Source organism: Pseudorhodoplanes sp., assembly GCA_032027085.1.
Taxonomy (GTDB): Bacteria; Pseudomonadota; Alphaproteobacteria; order Rhizobiales; family Xanthobacteraceae; genus Pseudorhodoplanes.
In genome coordinates this window covers 1,678,419-1,696,316 of the sequence record JAVSMS010000001.1, presented here as the reverse complement: position 1 = coordinate 1,696,316, position 17,898 = coordinate 1,678,419, and the positions used below count along the sequence as shown (strand labels likewise).

Sequence of the window (17,898 nt, the reverse complement as noted above, 5' to 3'; positions counted from 1 at the left end):
TTGCTCCGACGCAACAAGCGGACAGAACGGAGCTCTCCATGCTGAGCGCAGAGCAGAACAATCTCATCACCCGGACTGGCCGGGGTACGGGCACTGGTAACCTGCTCCGTCGCTACTGGCAGCCGGCGGCTCTGGTGGATGAATTGTCGGGCAACCGGCCGATCAAGCCGGTCAAGCTGCTTGGCGAAAATCTGGTGATCTTCAAGGACGGAGAAGGACGCTACGGACTTCTCGATCGCGCCTGCCCACATCGCGGCACCGACCTGGCGTTCGGGCGTCTGGAATCTGACGGTCTGCGCTGCGCCTTTCATGGCTGGAAGTTCGACGTAAATGGGAAATGCCTGGAGACGCCCGCCGAACCGGACGACAGCAATCTCTGCAGCAACATCAAGCAAAGGTCTTATCCGGTCGTCGAGAAGAGCGGCATTCTGTTCGCCTATATGGGCCCCGGTGAGCCGCCGGCTTTTCCGGAAATGGATTGCTTCATCGCGCCCGATTCTCACACTTTCGCATTCAAGGGGCTGATCGAGTGCAACTGGCTGCAGTCGCTTGAGGTCGGTATCGACCCCGTACACACGTCATTTCTGCATCGTTTCTTTGAAGACGAAGACCCGACCAAAGGCTACGGCAAGGTGTTTCGGGACCACTCTGTCGATTCCGACATGCCGATCAGCAAAATCATGCGCGAATTCCCGCGTCCGCGGATCGAGGTCGAACATACCGAATTTGGATTGCGCTTGATGACGCTGCGTCAGATCAATGACGCCAAGATGCATGTGCGCGTCACCAATTTGATATTTCCCAATTCTTTCACCATCCCGATGTCGAGCGACATGACGATCACGCAATGGCACGTGCCGGTCGACGACACCAAGCACTACTGGTATGCGATCTTCACCAGCTTCGGCGGGCCCGTGGACAAGGATGAGATGCGGCGCCAGCGCCTCGAGCTTTATGAACTGCCCGATTACATTCCGCGCAAGAACAAGCGCAACGATTACGGTTTCGATCCGCACGAGCAGGAACACGAGACCTATACCGGCATGGGCGCCGACATCAACGTACACGATCAATGGGCCTGCGAATCGATGGGAGAAATCCAGGATCGCACCAAGGAGCATCTCGGCCAGTCGGACAAGGCGATCACCGCCTATCGGCGCATTCTGCGCGACGCGATCGCCAAGGCCGGCAAGGACGATGAAAAGCTCCTGATGGTGCTCGATCCTGACGCGGCCGGCAAAATGATTGGCCCTGCGGCGATCGACGGCATCGGCCCGGCCGCTGACTGGCAGGGCTATTGGCGCAGCGCGGAAGAGAAGCGACGGAAAAATTCGTGGGCCGGGCATTGACGGCCCCTTCGCTGGAGCAGTCCGATGTCCTCGCACGACCATCGCGCGTCCGGGATGAGTTTTGTCGAGCGGCATGATCTGTGGTCCGGCGAGCAGATGAAGGCTGCCGCCTCGGTCGAGCAGGACATTCAAGCGCACAAGCTTGAGCTTGTGCGTTTTTCCTTTCCCGATCAGCACGGCGTGCTGCGGGGCAAGACCGTGGCGGCGCGCGAGGCCGCCAAATTGATGCGTAACGGGGTCGCGATGACGTCGACCCTGCTTGCCAAGGATACCTCGCATCGCACCGTATTTCCGGTCTTCACGCCGGGCGGCGGTTTCGGCATGCCGGAAATGGAAGGCGCCGGCGATTTTCTGATGATCGCTGATCCGACGACGTTTCGCGTTCTGCCCTGGGCGCCGAATACCGGCTGGCTGCTGTGCGACATCTATTTTCCGAATGGAAAGCCGGTTCCGTTTTCCACCCGGCAGCTTTATCGCAACGCGCTCTCGCGTCTTTCCGACGCCGGCTTTGATTTTGTTGCGGGTCTTGAAGTCGAATTTCATCTCTTCAAGCTGGAAGATCCGAAGCTCGCGCCGGCTGACTGCACATGGCCCGGCGAACCGCCGGACGTGAGTTTCATCCACCAGGGATTCCAACTCCTCACCGAAGCGCGCGCGGATCAGATAGAGCCCGTGCTTGAGCCTTTCTGGCGCACCGTGACTGCGCTCGGTCTGCCGTTCCGTTCCATGGAGGTGGAGCTCGGACCGAGCCAGTGCGAATTCACCTTCCGTCCGATGCCGGGGCTGCAGGCTGCCGACATGATGATACTGTTCCGCAGCGCCATGAAGCAGGTGGCGCGCCGGCAGGGGCTGCATTGCACCTTCATGTGCCGGCCGGGTCTGCCGAATATTTTTTCGAGCGGCTGGCACCTGCATCAGTCGCTGCTCGATTCGAAAACCAAGGCCAACGTCTTTGTTTCTAATGATGGAGCACAGGTGCTTTCGCCCTTCGGCCGGTCCTACCTCGCCGGCCTGCTGGTCAATGCCAGGGCGGCCGCGGCTTTCGCGACGCCGACGCTCAATGGCTACAAGCGCTATCGCGCCTATGCTCTGGCGCCCGACCGGGTGATTTGGGGGCAGGATAACCGCGGCGTGATGGTGCGGGTGATGGGTCGCGCAGGCGATCCGGCAACGCATCTGGAAAATCGCATCGGCGAACCGGCGGCTAATCCTTATCTCTATATGGCGTCCCAGATTGTTGCGGGCCTTGACGGTGTGGGGTGTGAGCTTGATCCGGGGCCGTCCGCGGATACGCCTTATGAGACCAAGGCGGAACCGATGCCCAAATCGCTCGGCGAGGCGCTTGATGCGCTGCGGACAAGCGCATGCTTCCGCAAGGGGTTCGGCAACGGCTTTGTCGATTATTATCTGCGCATCAAGGACGCGGAGATTGCGCGGTATCGGGCAGAAGAAAAAGAGGACACATCCGAAGTGACGCACTGGGAACAGAAGGAATATTTCGACCTGTTCTGACCGCGGGGGTCGCTGATACTCGTCATGTTTCGCGTCTCGAATCGCCGGCCGGGTCTCGTTGCTGGCACTCGCTCGACCGAGTTTGGTATCCGCGTAGAGTTTAAGTTCTCGTCAGAAACCGGATCGCGGCGAGGACTGCAGTGCTGCGGGTCTTCACGTTTTCGTGCGCGAGCGCCAGGTTCTCGGCAAGATACCGAACTCTACTCTGCTGCCGGGGCGACAACTTTCGAAGAAGAGCGTATATTTGGTTTACAGCAGGTCGCAACTCCGGCGTGACCAGCGCGGGAACACAACGTATTAGTTGCCCGGAGCCTCGCGACCGTTCGAAGAACGGGAAGGGAGGCATGATCATGGCCACATTCCATGTGATTAGCGGCGCGGGTGAAGCGCCTGCGCAGCCGATCGTGCGCAAGATTGGATTTGCAGATTTGAAAGATGCTTTGATGAAAGGCATCGATGACTTCTGGGCGATGCCGACACATGTGCTGCTTCTCGCCGTGATCTATCCCATCGTAGGACTCATGCTGGCGCGCCTGTCATTCGGCTACAACATGATGCCGATCCTGTTTCCGCTCGCGGCGGGTTTTGCGCTGATCGGTCCCTTTGCGGCGATCGGCTTCTACGAGCTGAGCCGACGCCGCGAGGAGGGTCTGGACACAGCCTGGACGCACGCCTTTGAAGTGGGACGCAGTTCGTCTGCAGCCGCCATTGCTGCTCTCGCGCTGCTGTTGATGGCGATCTTCGTGGTCTGGCTCGGCGTTGCCCAATGGGTCTATCAGTCGCTTTTCGGCTATGGTTCGCCGGAATCCCTTGAACAATTCCTCAAGGATATCTTCACCACCCGGGAGGGCTGGACGCTGATTATTCTCGGCAATGCTATCGGCTTCCTGTTCGCGGTCGCGGCGTTCTCGCTCTCCGTCATTTCCTTCCCGCTTTTGCTGGATCACGATGTGGGCGCAGTCGTCGCCATGCACACGTCGATCAAGTCGGTTCTGGTTAATCCGGTTGTCATGGCGGCTTGGGGCTTGTTCATCGCCGTCGCTTTGGTGATTGGCGCGCTGCCATTTTTTGTCGGCCTTGCGGTGGTTATGCCGATCTTGGGGCATGCAAGCTGGCATCTGTACCGCAAAGTGGTGGCGCCGGATCTGAGCCCGCGCCCGGAGTTACATCATCCGCGGAAAGGCCGGCGCTATGCCGCGGACTTCCCCGTTGTTCTCTTTCCGTGGGCGCGTGACAAGGAATAACTGACGCTGCGCGCAAACGTCACGACTGACAAGGCCGCGTCCGATGATGGACGCGGCCTTGCATGTTTCATGACTCTCCGAAGAAAATCACGCGTATCAGACGGGTGTAGTCAGATTCGAACACCATGATAGCGACAAAGACCAGAACGAAGACCGGCGGCGTCAGAATGGCATAAACCAGTGCGAGCCGTTCCCAGGCCATGTGCATGAAGACGGCGACGATCAGACCTGCCTTCAGGATCATGAACAAAAGGATCAGCGACCACCTCAGGTAACCCTGGAGATGAAAATAATCGACGAGATAGGACCCGGCGCTGAGGATGAATAGCCATCCCCACACGACGAGATAGAGCTTGATCGGATGCTGTTGTCCTTCGGCATGCGCGACAGCCTGTGCCATGGCCCGTCCTCACCACAGATAGAAGAAGGCAAATATGAAGACCCACACGAGATCGACGAAATGCCAGTAGAGGCCCATGATCTCGACGATCTCGTAATTGCCCTTGTGGCTGGTGAAAAAGCCGCGTGCGCCGCGATCAAAGTCACCGCGTAAGACCTTGCGCGCAATGATGATCAGGAAGATCACGCCGATCGTCACGTGCGTGCCATGGAAGCCCGTGATCATGAAGAAGCTGGAGCCGAATTGCGCGGCGCCCCACGGATTTTCCCAAGGCCGCACCCCTTCCATGATCAGCTTGGTCCATTCGAAGGCCTGCATGCCGACGAATGTCGCGCCCAGGGCAGCGGTCAGCAGCATCAGGATCGCGGTTTTGACGCGATCGCGGCGGTAACCGAAATTGACCGCCATCGCCATCGTTCCGCTGCTGCTGATCAGGACGAAAGTCATGATGGCGATGAGGATGAGCGGGATGTTTGTCCCGCCGATATGCAAGGCGAACACTTCACTTGGATTGGGCCACGGCACGGTCGTCGACATCCGCGCCGTCATGTAGGAGAGCAGGAAGCAGCTGAAGATGAAGGTGTCGCTGAGGAGGAAAATCCACATCATGGCCTTGCCCCACGACACATTCTTGAAGGCGCGCTGGTCGGAGGCCCAGTCGGCGGCAATGCCCCGCCAGCCGGCAGGTCGTTCGAACGCTTGACCGGCGTCCACCATCACACCGTGCGTGTTCGTCAGCGCATGATTGGCCATCGTCCTACCTCGCTCCCGGAATGAGCTGAACGCAGCGCGCGAGAAACTCTGAAAGGGAATCGCCTGGCTCGATCAGCAGCAATGCGAACAGCAGCAGCCAGACGAGAAGCAGAAAATGCCAGTAGATGGCGCAGAGTTCGACGCTCAGCCGCAACTTGCCCATGCTGACGCCACGCCAGGCTTTTTGTACGGTCCGGGCTAAAGCCACCAGGCCGCCGAAGACATGCAGCGCATGCGCCGCGGTGAGCACATAGAAGAAAGCGTTGGCAGGATTGGAGGCCAGACCGTACCCGGCAGCGTTCAGTTGATGCCAAGCCGCGATTTGCCCCCCAAGGAAGACAAGCGTGCAAGCGCATGCGGCGAGGAGGCCGGTCTTTATCGTCTCACGCTCGTCCCGCCGCGCCGCGCCGCGCGCCCATTGCAGCGCCGCACTGCTTAGCACCAGCACAAAGGTGTTGAACCACAAGAGCGGCGGCACCGGCAGAGGCCGCCAGTCTCCCATCTGCATGCGCGTCGAATAGGCGCTGAGGAAGAGGGTAAACAGCGCGCTGGCGACGACGATAAAGAAACCCAGGCCGAGCTTTGCCGCCGGCAGCGGCGATGCACCGGTGCCGGGAACGCTACCGGCCGGGCCGGCTTCGAGCCAGGGTTTGGACATCAATCGTTGCTGCGACAGCCACCAGGCGGCGATCACGGCAAGAACGCCCAGGAAGAGAACGATGATGCCCACCGCATTTCCTCCTAGGTGGCTTGCCTCAGTCCGGGCTGATTCTGCGGCACGAAATCGCGATCCGCGCCGGGCACGCTGTAGTCGTAGGCCCAGCGATAGACGACCGGGAGTTCCTTGCCCCAGTTGCCATGCCCCGGCGGCGTCTCCGGCGTCTGCCATTCCAGCGTGGTGGCGCCCCAGGGGTTGGAGCCGGCCTTCTTCCCGTAGCGCAGGCTCCAGACCAGATTGAACAGGAACACCATCTGCGCGAAGCCCACGATCAGCGCTACGATGCTGATGAAAGCATTCAGGTCATGCGCGGAGGCCGGAATGAAGGACGTCTCGCCGATGTCGTGATAGCGGCGCGGCATGCCGAGCAGGCCGAGATAATGCATGGGGAAGAAGATCGCGTAGGCGCCGAGGAAGGTGACCCAGAAGTGGAACTTGGCCATCCAATCGTCGAGCATGCGCCCGGTGACCTTCGGATACCAGTGATAGATCGCGCCGAAGACGACCAGGATCGGCGCCACGCCCATCACCATGTGGAAATGCGCGACGACGAACATCGTGTCGGACAACGGGACATCGACAACCACGTTGCCAAGGAACAGACCGGTGAGGCCGCCATTGACGAAGGTGACGATGAAGCCGAGCGCGAACAGCATCGGCGGCGTGAGGTGAATGTCGCCGCGCCACAGCGTCAGCACCCAGTTATAGACCTTGATGGCAGTCGGGATGGCGATGATCAGCGTCGTGGTGGCGAAGAAATAGCCGAAATACGGGTGCATGCCGCTGACATACATATGATGCGCCCAGACCACGAAGCTGAGCGCGGCGATTGCCACGATTGCCCACACCATCATGCGATAGCCGAAGATATTCTTGCGCGCATGCGTGGCGATCAGGTCGGAGACGATGCCGAAGCCCGGCAAGGCGACGATGTAGACCTCGGGATGCCCGAAGAACCAGAACAGGTGCTGGAACAGGATCGGACTGCCGCCGCCATAGCGTAGCTGTTCTCCCATCGAGATCAGCGTCGGCATGAAGAAGCTGGTGCTCAGCAGACGGTCGAACAGCAGCATCACGCAGGCGACGAACAAGGCCGGGAAGGCGAGCAGCGCGAGGATCGTCGCGGTGAAAATGCCCCAGACGGTGAGCGGCATGCGCATCAAGGTCATGCCGCGGGTGCGCGCCTGCAGCACCGTCACCACATAATTCAGCCCACCCATGGTGAAGCCGATGATGAACAGGATAAGCGATACGAGCATCAGGATGATGCCCCAGTCCTGTCCACCGGGCGTGCCGGCGAGGATGGCTTGCGGCGGATAGAGCGTCCATCCGGCGCCGGTCGGTCCGCCCGGCACGAAGAAATTCCCGACCAGGACCAGCACGGCGAGCAGATAGACCCAATAGCTCAGCATGTTGACATAGGGAAACACCATGTCGCGCGCGCCGACCATCAGCGGGATGAGATAATTGCCGAAACCGCCGAGGAACAAGGCGGTGAGCAGATAGATCACCATGATCATGCCGTGCATGGTGATGAATTGCAGGTATTTCTCCGGATCGATGAACGAGAATGTGCCCGGGAAGCCGAGCTGCAGTCGCATCATCCACGACAGCACCAGAGCGACCATGCCGATGGCGAGCGCAGTGACCGAATACTGAATGGCGATGACCTTGGCGTCCTGCGAGAAAACGTATTTCGTCACCCAGCTCTTGGGATGATAGAGCTCGACGTCAGGGACTTCGGCCGGCGGGACACCAGCAATTCCGCGAAGTGGGACATCAGCCATCGCAGTGCCCTCCTTGCTCGTCTCCATTCGGGCGCGGCGTATCCCTCAACCCTTCAGCCGCGCGGTGCTCACTCTCCCCCAGATCCGTATGTTACGCTTGCCGCTCTTGGCCGGCCCGACAATTCCGCGAAGGTTTTCTGCTGCTCCAGCCAGGCGTGATAGTCCTTCTCCTCATCTACAATCACTTGTCCACGCATCTGCGCGTGGCCGACGCCGCACAACTCGGCGCAGAGCACGTCGAACGTGCCGGTCCTGGTTGGCGTGAACCAGAAATAGGTCACCAGACCTGGCAGGAAATCCATCTTGGCGCGGAATTCGGGCACGTAGAAATTGTGCACGACATCGATGGAGCGCAGCAGCACCTTCACCGGCTTGCCAATCTGCAGGTGCAGATTGTCACCCGCGATCACGACATCGTCCTGCCCATTCGGATCGTTCGGATTCAATCCCAAAGGATTGTCCGAGCTGATGTTGCGGACATCCGAGGTTCCAAGCTTTCCGTCCTTGCCAGGAAGGCGATAGCTCCATTGCCATTGCTGGCCGAGGACTTCGATCTCCGTTGCGCCGTCCGGCACGGTGATGAACTGGTGCCAGACGAACAGCCCAGGTGCCAGCATCGCCGCGACGCCGACGCCGGTTCCCACGCTCAGCCACCATTCCAGCCGTTTACTTTCGGGCTGGTAGGCCGCCCGCCGGCCGGGCTGGTGGCGGAAGCGTAAAACGCAATAGGCCATAAACAAAACGACGGCGCTGAAAACGCCGCCGGTGATCCAGAAAGTGATGATGATCGTGTCGTCGATATAGCGCCAATTCGAGGCAATCGGTGTCCACCACCACGGGCTCAATAGATGGAAGAGCACCGAGCCGACCGCTATCAGAATCAATACGATTGCTATCGCCATCTCTTTCATCCTTGCCTTCAGAGCTTGTCAGGCGGCGGCATGAACCAAGAGGCAATCTCAACATATCATAATATAAGCGGCCCTGATCGAAAATCGTTTGCTGGGCGGCCGGCTTTCACATGATCGGCAATCCGAATGAAATAATATTCTCCGGCTTGGGAGGCCTCGAGGAGGCGGCGGCGCGGCGCGTGAGCCCTTATCTGGCGTGCCAGTGATAATGATGCTTCATAAAATGCAACATGACGCATTGACGTGACATCGCCTGCCGCCAAAACTCATTTCCTGTGCAGGATTGGTGCCGCGCAGATGATGGAGCCGCTGGCGCCGCGGACCACGATCGATTCGAATTCGCCATAGAGCGGCGCTTCCGGATGGCTGCGGTCGGTGCCACGCAGGATCGCCTCGCGGCAGGCGTCGGCATCATTCGAGAATTCGATACCGGACCGGTCGCGCATCTCGTTCTTGCCCATCAGATCAAAAAAATACTTTGGCATGGTACTCACCAATCCACATTGACCTTCATGTTGATGACCTTGGCCGCGGTGTCCGGCTCGTTTTCGCGCAGGACCTTGAGATCGAAGGAGTCCTGTCCCTTGAATTGCGAATTGGGCACATAGATCAGGCCGGTTTTTCCGCGCATGTCGATGCGCCCGTTGAGCGGCGGGGTGACCAGTTCGAGCGCTTTGACATTGGCCTGCGTGTTGCGGGCCGAGATCAGGCAGGGCGCGCCACCGCGGCTTGTTGCCGTGGCCGCCTCGCCGGATTGCGTGCCCAGCCAGTGCGGCTGCAATTGACAATCTTTGGTAACAAAAACACGCATGCCGCCGGCAATGGTAAACACCAGGGCTGCAAGCGCGATCAGGAACGTGGCCGCGAGGATGCTTTGGCGGTCGATGACATGGTCCGCCAACTCGTTGTTGTATTGGTTACGCATGACATTCCTTCCCTGTTTGTATGTGAGGAGCTGCCGCCGGCCGCTGACGTGAGGCTGCGGCGCGGGTGGCAAGGGGCGCGGAAAACGGCGGCAGACGGGAATGGAAGACGCCGGCGGCAACGCCGGCCTGTGAGGCCTGAGAGCGCCAAGCTGGACCGTGGTGTTGCATCGGTGCCTCCCAAACGCTGGAGTTGCACCGGCATTTCTAGGGGCCTGCGGCGAAGCCGAATGTGAGGCGGGTCACATAGGGAGGACGAGGTATTTTGTCACCTTGAGGTGGCTTGTGAGGCAAGGCTCCTTGGCAAGTCGGTCTTGGCCGACAGGCGCCTGTTGAGACTAATCTCGGGTAATCCCGGGATCGAAGGACGACGACCCCAAGCCTTTGAAGCTGGCAATGGTGGTGGCATTGGCCGCCGCGCTCAGGGTCGGGTCGTGCGGGTCGAGCGCTTCTTTTTGACGCCCTGCCGCTTCGGGAAGGCGATGACCGACCCTTTGCCGCCTCCCTTGGCGCTTTCGGTCAGCGCCTCGCGCAACGCGGTCGGGCGATTGTATTTCCGGAGCAGGTCACGAACTGCTTCGTCCATGAGTTCCTGAAAGGTCGAGGACCGGTCGTCCGCCAGCTCTTCGAGCGCCCTGCGATCCTCATCATGAAAGGCGACGAGTTTGCGTGCCATGTGTGCGTGGCTCCCTCCTGTGACGGGAGCAACTGGCAAACGCCGGAAGCGTTCCGGAATTTCCCGGCCGGTGGAACTGTGCTTGCGCGGCGGCATTGACAAGCATTCCATTCACCGGAGAACGGCCATGGCCAAGGAAAAGAAGCTGGAAGACCTCTTTCACGAGACGCTGAAGGACATCTATTTCGCCGAAAAGAAGATCCTCACGGCCTTGCCGAAAATGGCGAAGGCGGCCCAATCCGAAGAGCTTACCGCCGCGTTCGAGAAACATGCGGAGGAGACCGAGGCGCAGGTCGAGCGGCTGGAGCAGGTCTTTGAAATGATGGACAAGCAGCCGCGCGGCAAGAACTGCCCGGCCATCCTCGGATTGATCGAGGAGGGCCAGGAAGTAATGCATGATTTCAAGGAATCAGACGCGCTCGACGCCGGCCTGCTGGCAGGGGCGCAAGCCGTCGAGCATTACGAGATATCCCGCTACGGCACGCTGATCGCCTGGGCGAAACAGATGGGCATGGACGACGCCGCCAATCTGCTCGAGCAGACGCTGGCGGAGGAGGAGAAGACCGACAAGTCGCTGACCAAGCTGGCCGAGTCGGCGATCAATTATCAGGCGGCCGCGGAGTAGGCGCCGGTTCAATGCAAAGCCCGCAGCATGGAAATGCTGCGGGCTTGGTCTTTACGTTCCGATATGAGCGGACCTATGCCGCCGCCTTCTTGCGGTTGGCCTCGATGCGGGCGTCGACCAGCGCCACCTGCGCGTCGATCGCGGCGTTGCTCAGCCCCTTCTGCCGGGCGATGAGCTGCACCAGCTTGTCGGCGCGCTCGATGTTCGGCGCCCCGTTCTGCAACGCGCGGGCGGCCGAGGCCGGACGCGACAGGCTCTGTGCCGCGGCGGCGTATTTCTCGAACGGCACGAGGTCGTTCGGGTTGGCGCCAAGCCGCACCACGAGGTCGTTGACGAAGTTGTAGACCGAACGCGAGGTCTCGATGTCGCTGTGCACCGCTTCCTGCGCGGTGCGCATGCCGTCCGGGGTGACGCAGCGGTAATTGCCGGCGAGCAGCATCGCCCATTTCGCCAGCGGTACGAACAGCGAATCATGCACCCGCAGCTTCACCGGCAATTCGATCTGGCCCTCCGGTGTGTCAAAGCGCACCGCGTCGATGTCCTTCTCAAGCTGGCGCAGGATGGCGGTCGAGGCGTCGCTATCGAACTTCGCCACCTTGAAATTGGTCGGCAGCGTCACCTGCAGCACATTGACGTTCTCCTCCGGCGGACGGATCGCCTGCGGGTCGGGGCTGCACAAGGTGAGACAGCCGGGCTCGAAATTGTCCCACACCGTTGGATCGGTATAGGCCGGCTTCAGCGTCTCGGCGTCGAGGCCCGGAATGCGCTTCATGTAGGGCAGCGGCGGCATGTTCATGATCGACATGCAGGGCACCCGCGATTTTGCGACCGCATCCAGCAACTCCCGCACCCCCGGCGAGCGGTATTGCGGCTCCTGCATGGCGAGCCCGATCAGGTCGTAGTCCTTCGGATTGACGCCGGCGGCGCCCCCGGCCGTCACCTTGCCGGGCAGCTTGCGGGAATCGATCTCGACCGCCTCCTTGCGCCCCTTCACCGGCATGCGCACCCGAAAACCCTCGGCGTTGATCAGCTCGGCCTCCGCCGGCAGGCAGATCAGATGCACGGAATGGCCGCCGAACAGGATCTTGGAAGCAAGCAGCGAGCCATACGACGCGCCCATGATCATGATGTTGTAAGCCATAAATTCACTCCACGTGTTGAAAGCTGCATTCAGGCGGGCCGCTTGTCGGCGGCGAAGCGATCCTTCAGGCGCAGAAGCGCGATTTTCTCGATCTCCTGCAGGGCGGTTTTGAACTCCACCGGCGGATCGTTGGCGATGCGCTGTTCAAAGGCCCGCAAAATGCTGTCTTTGCTCTGTCCTTTCACCGCCATGATGAACGGAAAGCCAAATCGCGCGCGGTACCTGTCGTTGAGCGTGGTGAACCGCGCCAGTTCCTCCGGCGTCAAGGCATTCAGCCCGGCCAACCCTTGTTCGCGGCGCGAATCGATTGTCAGTTGATCGGCAACCGCCAGCCGTCCGGCGAGATCCGGATGCGCGTTGATCAGCCGCAGCTTGTCATCGTCCGACATATCTCGCATGGCAGCGGCCATGGCGGCGTGCAGGCCCTCCGCCGAGTCATGCGACTTTGTCAAACCGGCGCGGTGCACGGCCTCCGCAATCTGCGGCGTGTGCTCATAAACGCTGCCGAAGAACTCGACGAAAAGAGCGCGCGCCATCTGGCTCGGAACATAGCCTGCTTTGGGGGGATGGTGGGCGATCCAGTGCCGCGCGATGTCGATTCTCCGAGCGAGCCAGACACCCTGTTTTGAGGACACATAGTCCAGGAAACGGGCAAGAGACGCTGCTCGCCCTGGCCTGCCGGCCAGGCGGCAATGCAGGCCGACCGACAGCATTTTCGGCGCCGTCGCGCCTTCCTCGTACAGGCAATCGAAGCTGTCTTTGAGATAGGTGAAGAACTGGTCGCCGCTGTTGAAGCCCTGCGGCGTGGCGAAACGCATGTCATTCGCATCAAGCGTATACGGCACAATCAGATGCGGGCCGTGCGGGCCGTTGATCCAGTAGGGAAGATCATCCGCATAGGAGTCGGATGAATAGAGAAAGCCTTGCTCGTTGAGGACGATGTCGAGCGTGTTCGCCGAACAACGGCCCTGATAAAAACCGTCTGGCCGGGCTCCGGTCACCTCCATATGCAGCCGGATCGCCTCCTCAATATGGCTGCGTTCCTCCGCTTCCGGCATGTCCTTGTATTCGATCCACTTGAGGCCATGCGTTGCGATCTCCCAGCCGGCGTCCCGCATCGCGGCAACCGCTCCGGGATGTCGGGCCATCGCGGTCGCGATGCCGAAGACCGTGACCGGAATATTGCGATCCGTGAAAAGCCGGTGCAGACGCCAGAAACCCGCCCGCGAACCGTACTCGTAAATCGATTCCATATTCATGTGGCGTTGCCCGGGCCATGGCTGGGCCCCGACAATTTCGGACAGAAATGCCTCCGACGCCGCATCGCCGTGGAGAATGCAGTTTTCGCCGCCTTCCTCGTAATTGATGACGAACTGAACGCAGATTCGCGCATCGTTCGGCCATTTGGCATGCGGCGGATTGCGGCCGTAGCCGACGAGATCACGCGGGTAGAGTGTCATGGTCAGGTGTTCCTCAGCGTCAACTGCCCCGGTAGGTCGCATAGCTCCACGGTGTCACAAGCAAGGGTACATGATAATGGCCTTGCGGCTCGGAGATGCGGAATCGGATGGGCACGACATCAAGAAACAGGGGATTGGACGCGTTCTTCGTCACACGCTGGAAATAATCCCCGACATGGAAATGCAGCTCATAGGAGCCGGTCCGGAAGTCCGGTCCATGCATGAGGGGCTCAGCGGTCCGCCCGTCGGCATTCGTACGGACAGTCGCCACGACCTCGCTATTACCGTTATCGAGACGAAAGAGCTCGACGAGCACATCCGCGGCCGGTCGTCCCTGCATCGTATCGAGGACATGAGTCGATAGCCGTCCCATCGTGGTGCTCTTCCTGCGCCGCTTAACGTTGAGGCGATGGCGAGATGTAACAGGCGAAGGCGAGGACGATCTTCTTAATAATTTTGAAGCTGATCGTTAAGAACGCGCATAATGGCAGGGGTCGGCGCCAGTATAGTTAAAAGAAAAATCAGGGCGCCGAGGAAACGCACCAGAAGGAGGCTATCTCATGTCAAAAGCCGTGAACCCAGTTGACGAGGTTCTGCCCGCGCCAAAACTGGCGGCGCTTGGGTTGCAGCATGTCCTCGTCATGTATGCGGGGGCCGTCGCTGTTCCATTGATCATCGGACGTGCGCTCCAGCTCACGCCCGAACAGATCGCGTTCCTGATCAATGCCGATCTTTTCGCCTGCGGCGTTGTCACTCTGATCCAGGCTTTCGGAATTCCGGGCGTCGGCATCCGGCTCCCCGTCATGATGGGCGTAACCTTCGCCTCAGTGTCGCCGATGCTGGCAATGATCGCCGCCGGCAAGGCGGCCGGTGCGCCGAGCAGCGCGACCCTGAACGTGATCTACGGGTCGGTGATCGCCGCGGGCGCCTTCGGGTTCCTGATCTCGCCGTTTATCAGCCGTCTCCTGCGATTTTTTCCGCCGGTGGTGACCGGCACGATCATCCTTGTGATCGGCATCTCGCTGATGCGTGTCGGGATCAATTGGGCCGCCGGCGGTGTGCCGTCGATGCCGAATTACGGCCACCCGCTGCATCTCGGCGTGGCCTTCTTCGTGCTGCTGGTGATTCTGGCGATCACCAAGTTCGGAAAGGGTTTCTGGGCCAATATCGCGGTCCTGCTCGGAATCGTGATCGGTGCCGTTGTGGCCGTGCTGCTCGGCAAGATGAGCTTTGCCAAGGTCGCCGCGGCGCCCTGGGTCGGCGTCGTGCTGCCGTTCCAGTTCGGGATGCCGATTTTCGATATCGTCTCGATCATCACCATGTGCCTGGTCATGATCGTTGTCATGATCGAATCAACCGGCATGTTCCTCGCGCTGGGCGAAATGACCGGGCACAAGATCACCCGTGACGACCTTACGCGCGGCCTGCGCGCCGACGGTCTGGGAACGATCGTCGGCGGCATCTTCAATACCTTCCCCTATACATCGTTCTCGCAGAATGTCGGGCTCGTCGGCGTGACCGGGATCCGGTCCAGATATGTCTGCGTGATGGGCGGCGGCATTCTGCTTCTGCTCGGACTAACCCCGAAACTCGCGGCGCTGGTCGAAGCGGTGCCGACTTTCGTGCTTGGCGGCGCCGGCATCGTCATGTTCGGCATGGTTGCGGCAACAGGCGTCCGAATTCTGTCTGCCGTCGACTACGCGACAAAGCGGCAAAACCTCTTCATCGTGGCGATCTCGGTCGGATTCGGCATGATCCCGCTGGTGTCGGACAAGTTCTTCCAGTCCATGCCTCCGGCGCTCGCGCCGTTGCTGCATTCGGGAATATTACTGGCCGCAATCTCGGCCTTCCTCCTGAATCTCTATTACAACGGCACGGGCAGCGAGGAGAACGCCATGTCCGATGTCTCCAAGGCGGCGATGGCCAGCGAGCACGCCTGAGCTGGACCGGTGGCGGCACGCGGTCGGCCTGTCTGCCGACCGCGTGCCGTTGCGTTCAGCGCCACATCTGCAGTTGCTCTTTGACGTGCGCGCGCAGACGTTCGACGGTCGTGTCGACAAATGACTTGACGCGCTTTGGCAGCATCCGGCGGCTGGGATAGAGCACGCCGAGCGTGGCTGATTGAGGCCGATAGTCGCGCAGGACCGGGACAAGCCGTCCCGTCGCCAGATGCTCGGCAATTTCAAAGACCGGTTTGAGCGCGATGCCTTGACCGGCGAGTGCCCATTCCGTCAGCACGTCACCGTCATCGGCGTCGATCGGTCCGGAGACCGGTAATGTTACGGTCTTCTTTCTGGCTGTCAGCGTCCACCGGAATTGCTGAGATCCGGGAAAGCGGAGCAGCAGGCAGACATGCTGCAACAGATCGTCGGGCGTTTTTGGCGTGCCATGCCGCTCGAGATAGCTCGGAGCTGCGCAAAGAATGCGTTCCACATCGGCGATCTTGCGCAGCGTCATGCTGGAATCCTGCAATTGCGACATGCGGATCGCCACGTCGACGGATTCCTGGACAAGGTCGAGGAGATGATCGGACAACCGCAGCCAGACTTGAGTTTCCGGATAGCGCGTCCGGAAATCTGCGACCATCGGCCCGACAATCCGCCGGCCGAGGCCGAGCGGCGCCGTTACCTTCAGGGTTCCGCGCGGCCTGGCGCCAGTTTCCGCCACGCTTGCCTCGGCGCGTTCCATCGCTTCCACGACGTCGAGGCACCGTTCGTAGAATATGCGGCCGGCCTCGGTTGGACTCATTCGCCGCGTGGTCCGGATGAACAGACGGCAGCCGAGATGGTCCTCCAGGACCTTTATGCGATAGCTCACGACGGCTGCGGACATGCGCAGCGTGCGCGCGGCTGCGGAAAAGCTTCCGCTGTCCATCACCCGCATGAATACCCGGATGCTTTCAAGGGCCGCTGACATTGCCGCCTCCAATTGCTCGAATTATTTTGAAAATATTCTCGATTTCAAGGGGGGCCAAGGGGCGCGTTCCTGACTAGGCTGAAAGGACTGCGGAGGAAAGGCGCATGGACGCTTATGTGCTGGAATGGGGCGGGCTGCTGCTACGGTGGCTGCACGTGATCACCGCTATCGCGTGGATCGGATCCTCGTTCTTCTTCATGCATCTCGACGCCTCGCTGCGCAAAGCGTCCGAGCTTCCGGCGCAGGTGGGAGGTGTGGCCTGGCAGGTCCACGGCGGCGGCTTCTACGAAATGAAAAAGTATCTGGTCGCACCGGAACGTATACCGGAGGAGCTGACCTGGCACAGATGGCAGTCCTACTGGACCTGGATATCCGGGTTCTTCCTTTTGGTCTGGATTTATTACGGCCAGTCGTCGCTCTATTTGATCGATCCCTCCGTCATGCAACTGACACCAGTCGTCGCCGGCCTCATCGGCATCGGATCGCTTGCCGTCGGGTGGCTGGCCTATGACGTCCTCTGCAAATCCGCGCTGGGAAAGAATGACGCCGTACTGGCAGGAATCGGATTTGCGTTTATGGTCGCTGCGAGCTGGGGCTTTGCTTCGGTCTTTTCCGGCCGCGGCGCGCTGATCCATACCGGCGCGCTCATGGCCACGCTGATGACCGCCAATGTTTTCTTCATCATCATCCCGAACCAGAAAAAGGTGATCGCGGATCTGGTGGCCGGCCGTTCCCCCAACCCTGCGCTCGGCAAGCAGGCCAAGCAGCGCTCGACGCACAACAATTATCTGACGCTGCCGGTCCTGTTCCTCATGTTGTCGAACCACTATCCGACGACCTACGCAAACGCGGCGCTGATCCCGCTGCTTGTGGCGCTGGTGCTGATTGCGGGGGCGCTGATTCGTCACTTCTACAATATCCGGCATGCCGATCATGCGCGGTCGCCCTGGTGGGCACTTGGTGCGGCCGCCCTGGCCATGGGCGCCGCGGTGGCGGCTGTGATCGCGGTTTCTCCCTTGGCACGCGACTATTTCGATTTGCGGCGCATCGTTCAGTCGAAGACGGCCAGTTCGTTATCTGCGCCGCCGGCGCCGGTCGTGGACATCATCGTCAGCCGTTGTTCCATGTGCCATGCGGCAGAACCAGCCTGGGACGGCATCCACGTCGCCCCGAAAGGGGTCATTCTCGATTCCGAAGAGGCGATCCGGCGCCAGGCCCAGGCCATATGGCTGCATGCGGTTCTCACGCATGCGATGCCGCCCAACAACATCACCGAGATGCCGGTCGAGGAGCGGCAGGCTGTTGCCGCATGGCTCCGCGGCGCGTCTGCCGAAAACCGGCAAGCGCAGGTGCGGGACGCAATCAGTATTCACGGGAATGGTGCCATCCAATAGCATCGGCATCCTGCAGACGGCCCGCGACGAAGTGCGAGCTTTGCAGTCTCGTTGGCAAAGCTGCGAATCCGCGGTTAGGGTGCAGAAGG

At 60.5% G+C, this 17,898-nt stretch carries 18 protein-coding genes; 6 read left to right on the top strand and 12 right to left on the bottom strand.

Features of this window, described 5'->3' with window-relative positions:
* Window positions 1–38: 38 nt before the first annotated feature.
* The 3 genes from RO009_08240 to RO009_08230 all read left to right on the top strand — a co-directional run bounded on the left by RO009_08240 (window position 39) and on the right by RO009_08230 (window position 4,105).
* Window positions 39–1,349 carry an aromatic ring-hydroxylating dioxygenase subunit alpha gene (locus RO009_08240; protein ID MDT3685017.1) on the top strand — a complete coding sequence of 437 codons (1,311 nt, stop codon included), beginning with the start codon at window positions 39–41 and terminating at the stop codon, window positions 1,347–1,349.
* 54 nt (window positions 1,350–1,403) lie between these two features.
* A complete protein-coding gene (locus RO009_08235; protein ID MDT3685016.1) occupies window positions 1,404–2,861 on the top strand; it encodes a glutamine synthetase in 1,458 nt (485 codons plus the stop codon).
* A 140-nt stretch (window positions 2,862–3,001) separates the two neighbouring features.
* Window positions 3,002–4,105: a DUF2189 domain-containing protein gene (locus RO009_08230; protein ID MDT3685015.1), complete on the top strand. Its 1,104-nt coding sequence runs from the start codon at window positions 3,002–3,004 to the stop codon at window positions 4,103–4,105.
* A 67-nt stretch (window positions 4,106–4,172) separates the two neighbouring features.
* Here the strand turns inward: RO009_08230 and RO009_08225 are convergent, their stop codons facing one another.
* The 8 genes from RO009_08225 to RO009_08190 all read right to left on the bottom strand — a co-directional run bounded on the left by RO009_08225 (window position 4,173) and on the right by RO009_08190 (window position 10,273).
* Window positions 4,173–4,505, bottom strand: a complete 333-nt coding sequence (locus RO009_08225; protein ID MDT3685014.1) for a cytochrome C oxidase subunit IV family protein — start codon at window positions 4,503–4,505, stop codon at window positions 4,173–4,175.
* Between the two features lie 9 nt (window positions 4,506–4,514).
* Window positions 4,515–5,222: a heme-copper oxidase subunit III family protein gene (locus RO009_08220; protein ID MDT3685013.1), complete on the bottom strand. Its 708-nt coding sequence runs from the start codon at window positions 5,220–5,222 to the stop codon at window positions 4,515–4,517.
* A gap of 40 nt (window positions 5,223–5,262) precedes the next feature.
* Window positions 5,263–5,988 carry a cytochrome c oxidase subunit 3 gene (locus tag RO009_08215; protein MDT3685012.1) on the bottom strand — a complete coding sequence of 242 codons (726 nt, stop codon included), beginning with the start codon at window positions 5,986–5,988 and terminating at the stop codon, window positions 5,263–5,265.
* Between the two features lie 11 nt (window positions 5,989–5,999).
* Entirely contained in the window at window positions 6,000–7,763 is a 1,764-nt protein-coding gene (locus RO009_08210; GenBank protein MDT3685011.1) for a cbb3-type cytochrome c oxidase subunit I, read from the bottom strand.
* A 68-nt stretch (window positions 7,764–7,831) separates the two neighbouring features.
* Window positions 7,832–8,665: a cytochrome c oxidase subunit II gene (locus RO009_08205; GenBank protein MDT3685010.1), complete on the bottom strand. Its 834-nt coding sequence runs from the start codon at window positions 8,663–8,665 to the stop codon at window positions 7,832–7,834.
* A 275-nt stretch (window positions 8,666–8,940) separates the two neighbouring features.
* Window positions 8,941–9,159 (bottom strand): hypothetical protein, encoded by a 219-nt coding sequence (locus RO009_08200; protein MDT3685009.1) that lies wholly within the window; start codon window positions 9,157–9,159, stop codon window positions 8,941–8,943.
* 5 nt (window positions 9,160–9,164) lie between these two features.
* On the bottom strand, window positions 9,165–9,599 hold the full coding sequence (locus tag RO009_08195) for a hypothetical protein (protein MDT3685008.1): 435 nt from the start codon (window positions 9,597–9,599) through the stop codon (window positions 9,165–9,167).
* Between the two features lie 419 nt (window positions 9,600–10,018).
* Window positions 10,019–10,273 (bottom strand): hypothetical protein, encoded by a 255-nt coding sequence (locus tag RO009_08190; GenBank protein ID MDT3685007.1) that lies wholly within the window; start codon window positions 10,271–10,273, stop codon window positions 10,019–10,021.
* Window positions 10,274–10,400: 127 nt separating this feature from the next.
* Here RO009_08190 and RO009_08185 point away from each other — a divergent pair, with 127 nt between their 5' ends.
* Complete coding sequence (locus RO009_08185) at window positions 10,401–10,898, top strand: ferritin-like domain-containing protein (GenBank protein MDT3685006.1); 498 nt, start codon at window positions 10,401–10,403, stop codon at window positions 10,896–10,898.
* Window positions 10,899–10,971: 73 nt separating this feature from the next.
* Here RO009_08185 and RO009_08180 read toward each other — a convergent pair whose 3' ends face one another.
* Genes RO009_08180 through uraH form a run of 3 tightly spaced genes read right to left on the bottom strand, consistent with a single transcriptional unit; the run spans window position 10,972 to window position 13,872 of the window.
* Window positions 10,972–12,039, bottom strand: coding sequence for a hypothetical protein (locus RO009_08180; protein MDT3685005.1), 1,068 nt, complete (start codon window positions 12,037–12,039; stop codon window positions 10,972–10,974).
* Between the two features lie 29 nt (window positions 12,040–12,068).
* A complete protein-coding gene (gene puuE, locus RO009_08175; protein ID MDT3685004.1) occupies window positions 12,069–13,499 on the bottom strand; it encodes an allantoinase PuuE in 1,431 nt (476 codons plus the stop codon).
* A gap of 19 nt (window positions 13,500–13,518) precedes the next feature.
* Window positions 13,519–13,872 (bottom strand): hydroxyisourate hydrolase, encoded by a 354-nt coding sequence (uraH, locus tag RO009_08170; GenBank protein ID MDT3685003.1) that lies wholly within the window; start codon window positions 13,870–13,872, stop codon window positions 13,519–13,521.
* 187 nt (window positions 13,873–14,059) lie between these two features.
* Between uraH and RO009_08165 the strand changes: the two genes are divergently transcribed.
* On the top strand, window positions 14,060–15,439 hold the full coding sequence (locus RO009_08165) for a nucleobase:cation symporter-2 family protein (protein MDT3685002.1): 1,380 nt from the start codon (window positions 14,060–14,062) through the stop codon (window positions 15,437–15,439).
* A gap of 55 nt (window positions 15,440–15,494) precedes the next feature.
* Here the strand turns inward: RO009_08165 and RO009_08160 are convergent, their stop codons facing one another.
* Window positions 15,495–16,415: a LysR family transcriptional regulator gene (locus tag RO009_08160; protein ID MDT3685001.1), complete on the bottom strand. Its 921-nt coding sequence runs from the start codon at window positions 16,413–16,415 to the stop codon at window positions 15,495–15,497.
* A 104-nt stretch (window positions 16,416–16,519) separates the two neighbouring features.
* Between RO009_08160 and RO009_08155 the strand changes: the two genes are divergently transcribed.
* Window positions 16,520–17,809, top strand: coding sequence for a urate hydroxylase PuuD (locus RO009_08155; GenBank protein MDT3685000.1), 1,290 nt, complete (start codon window positions 16,520–16,522; stop codon window positions 17,807–17,809).
* Window positions 17,810–17,898: the final 89 nt, after the last annotated feature.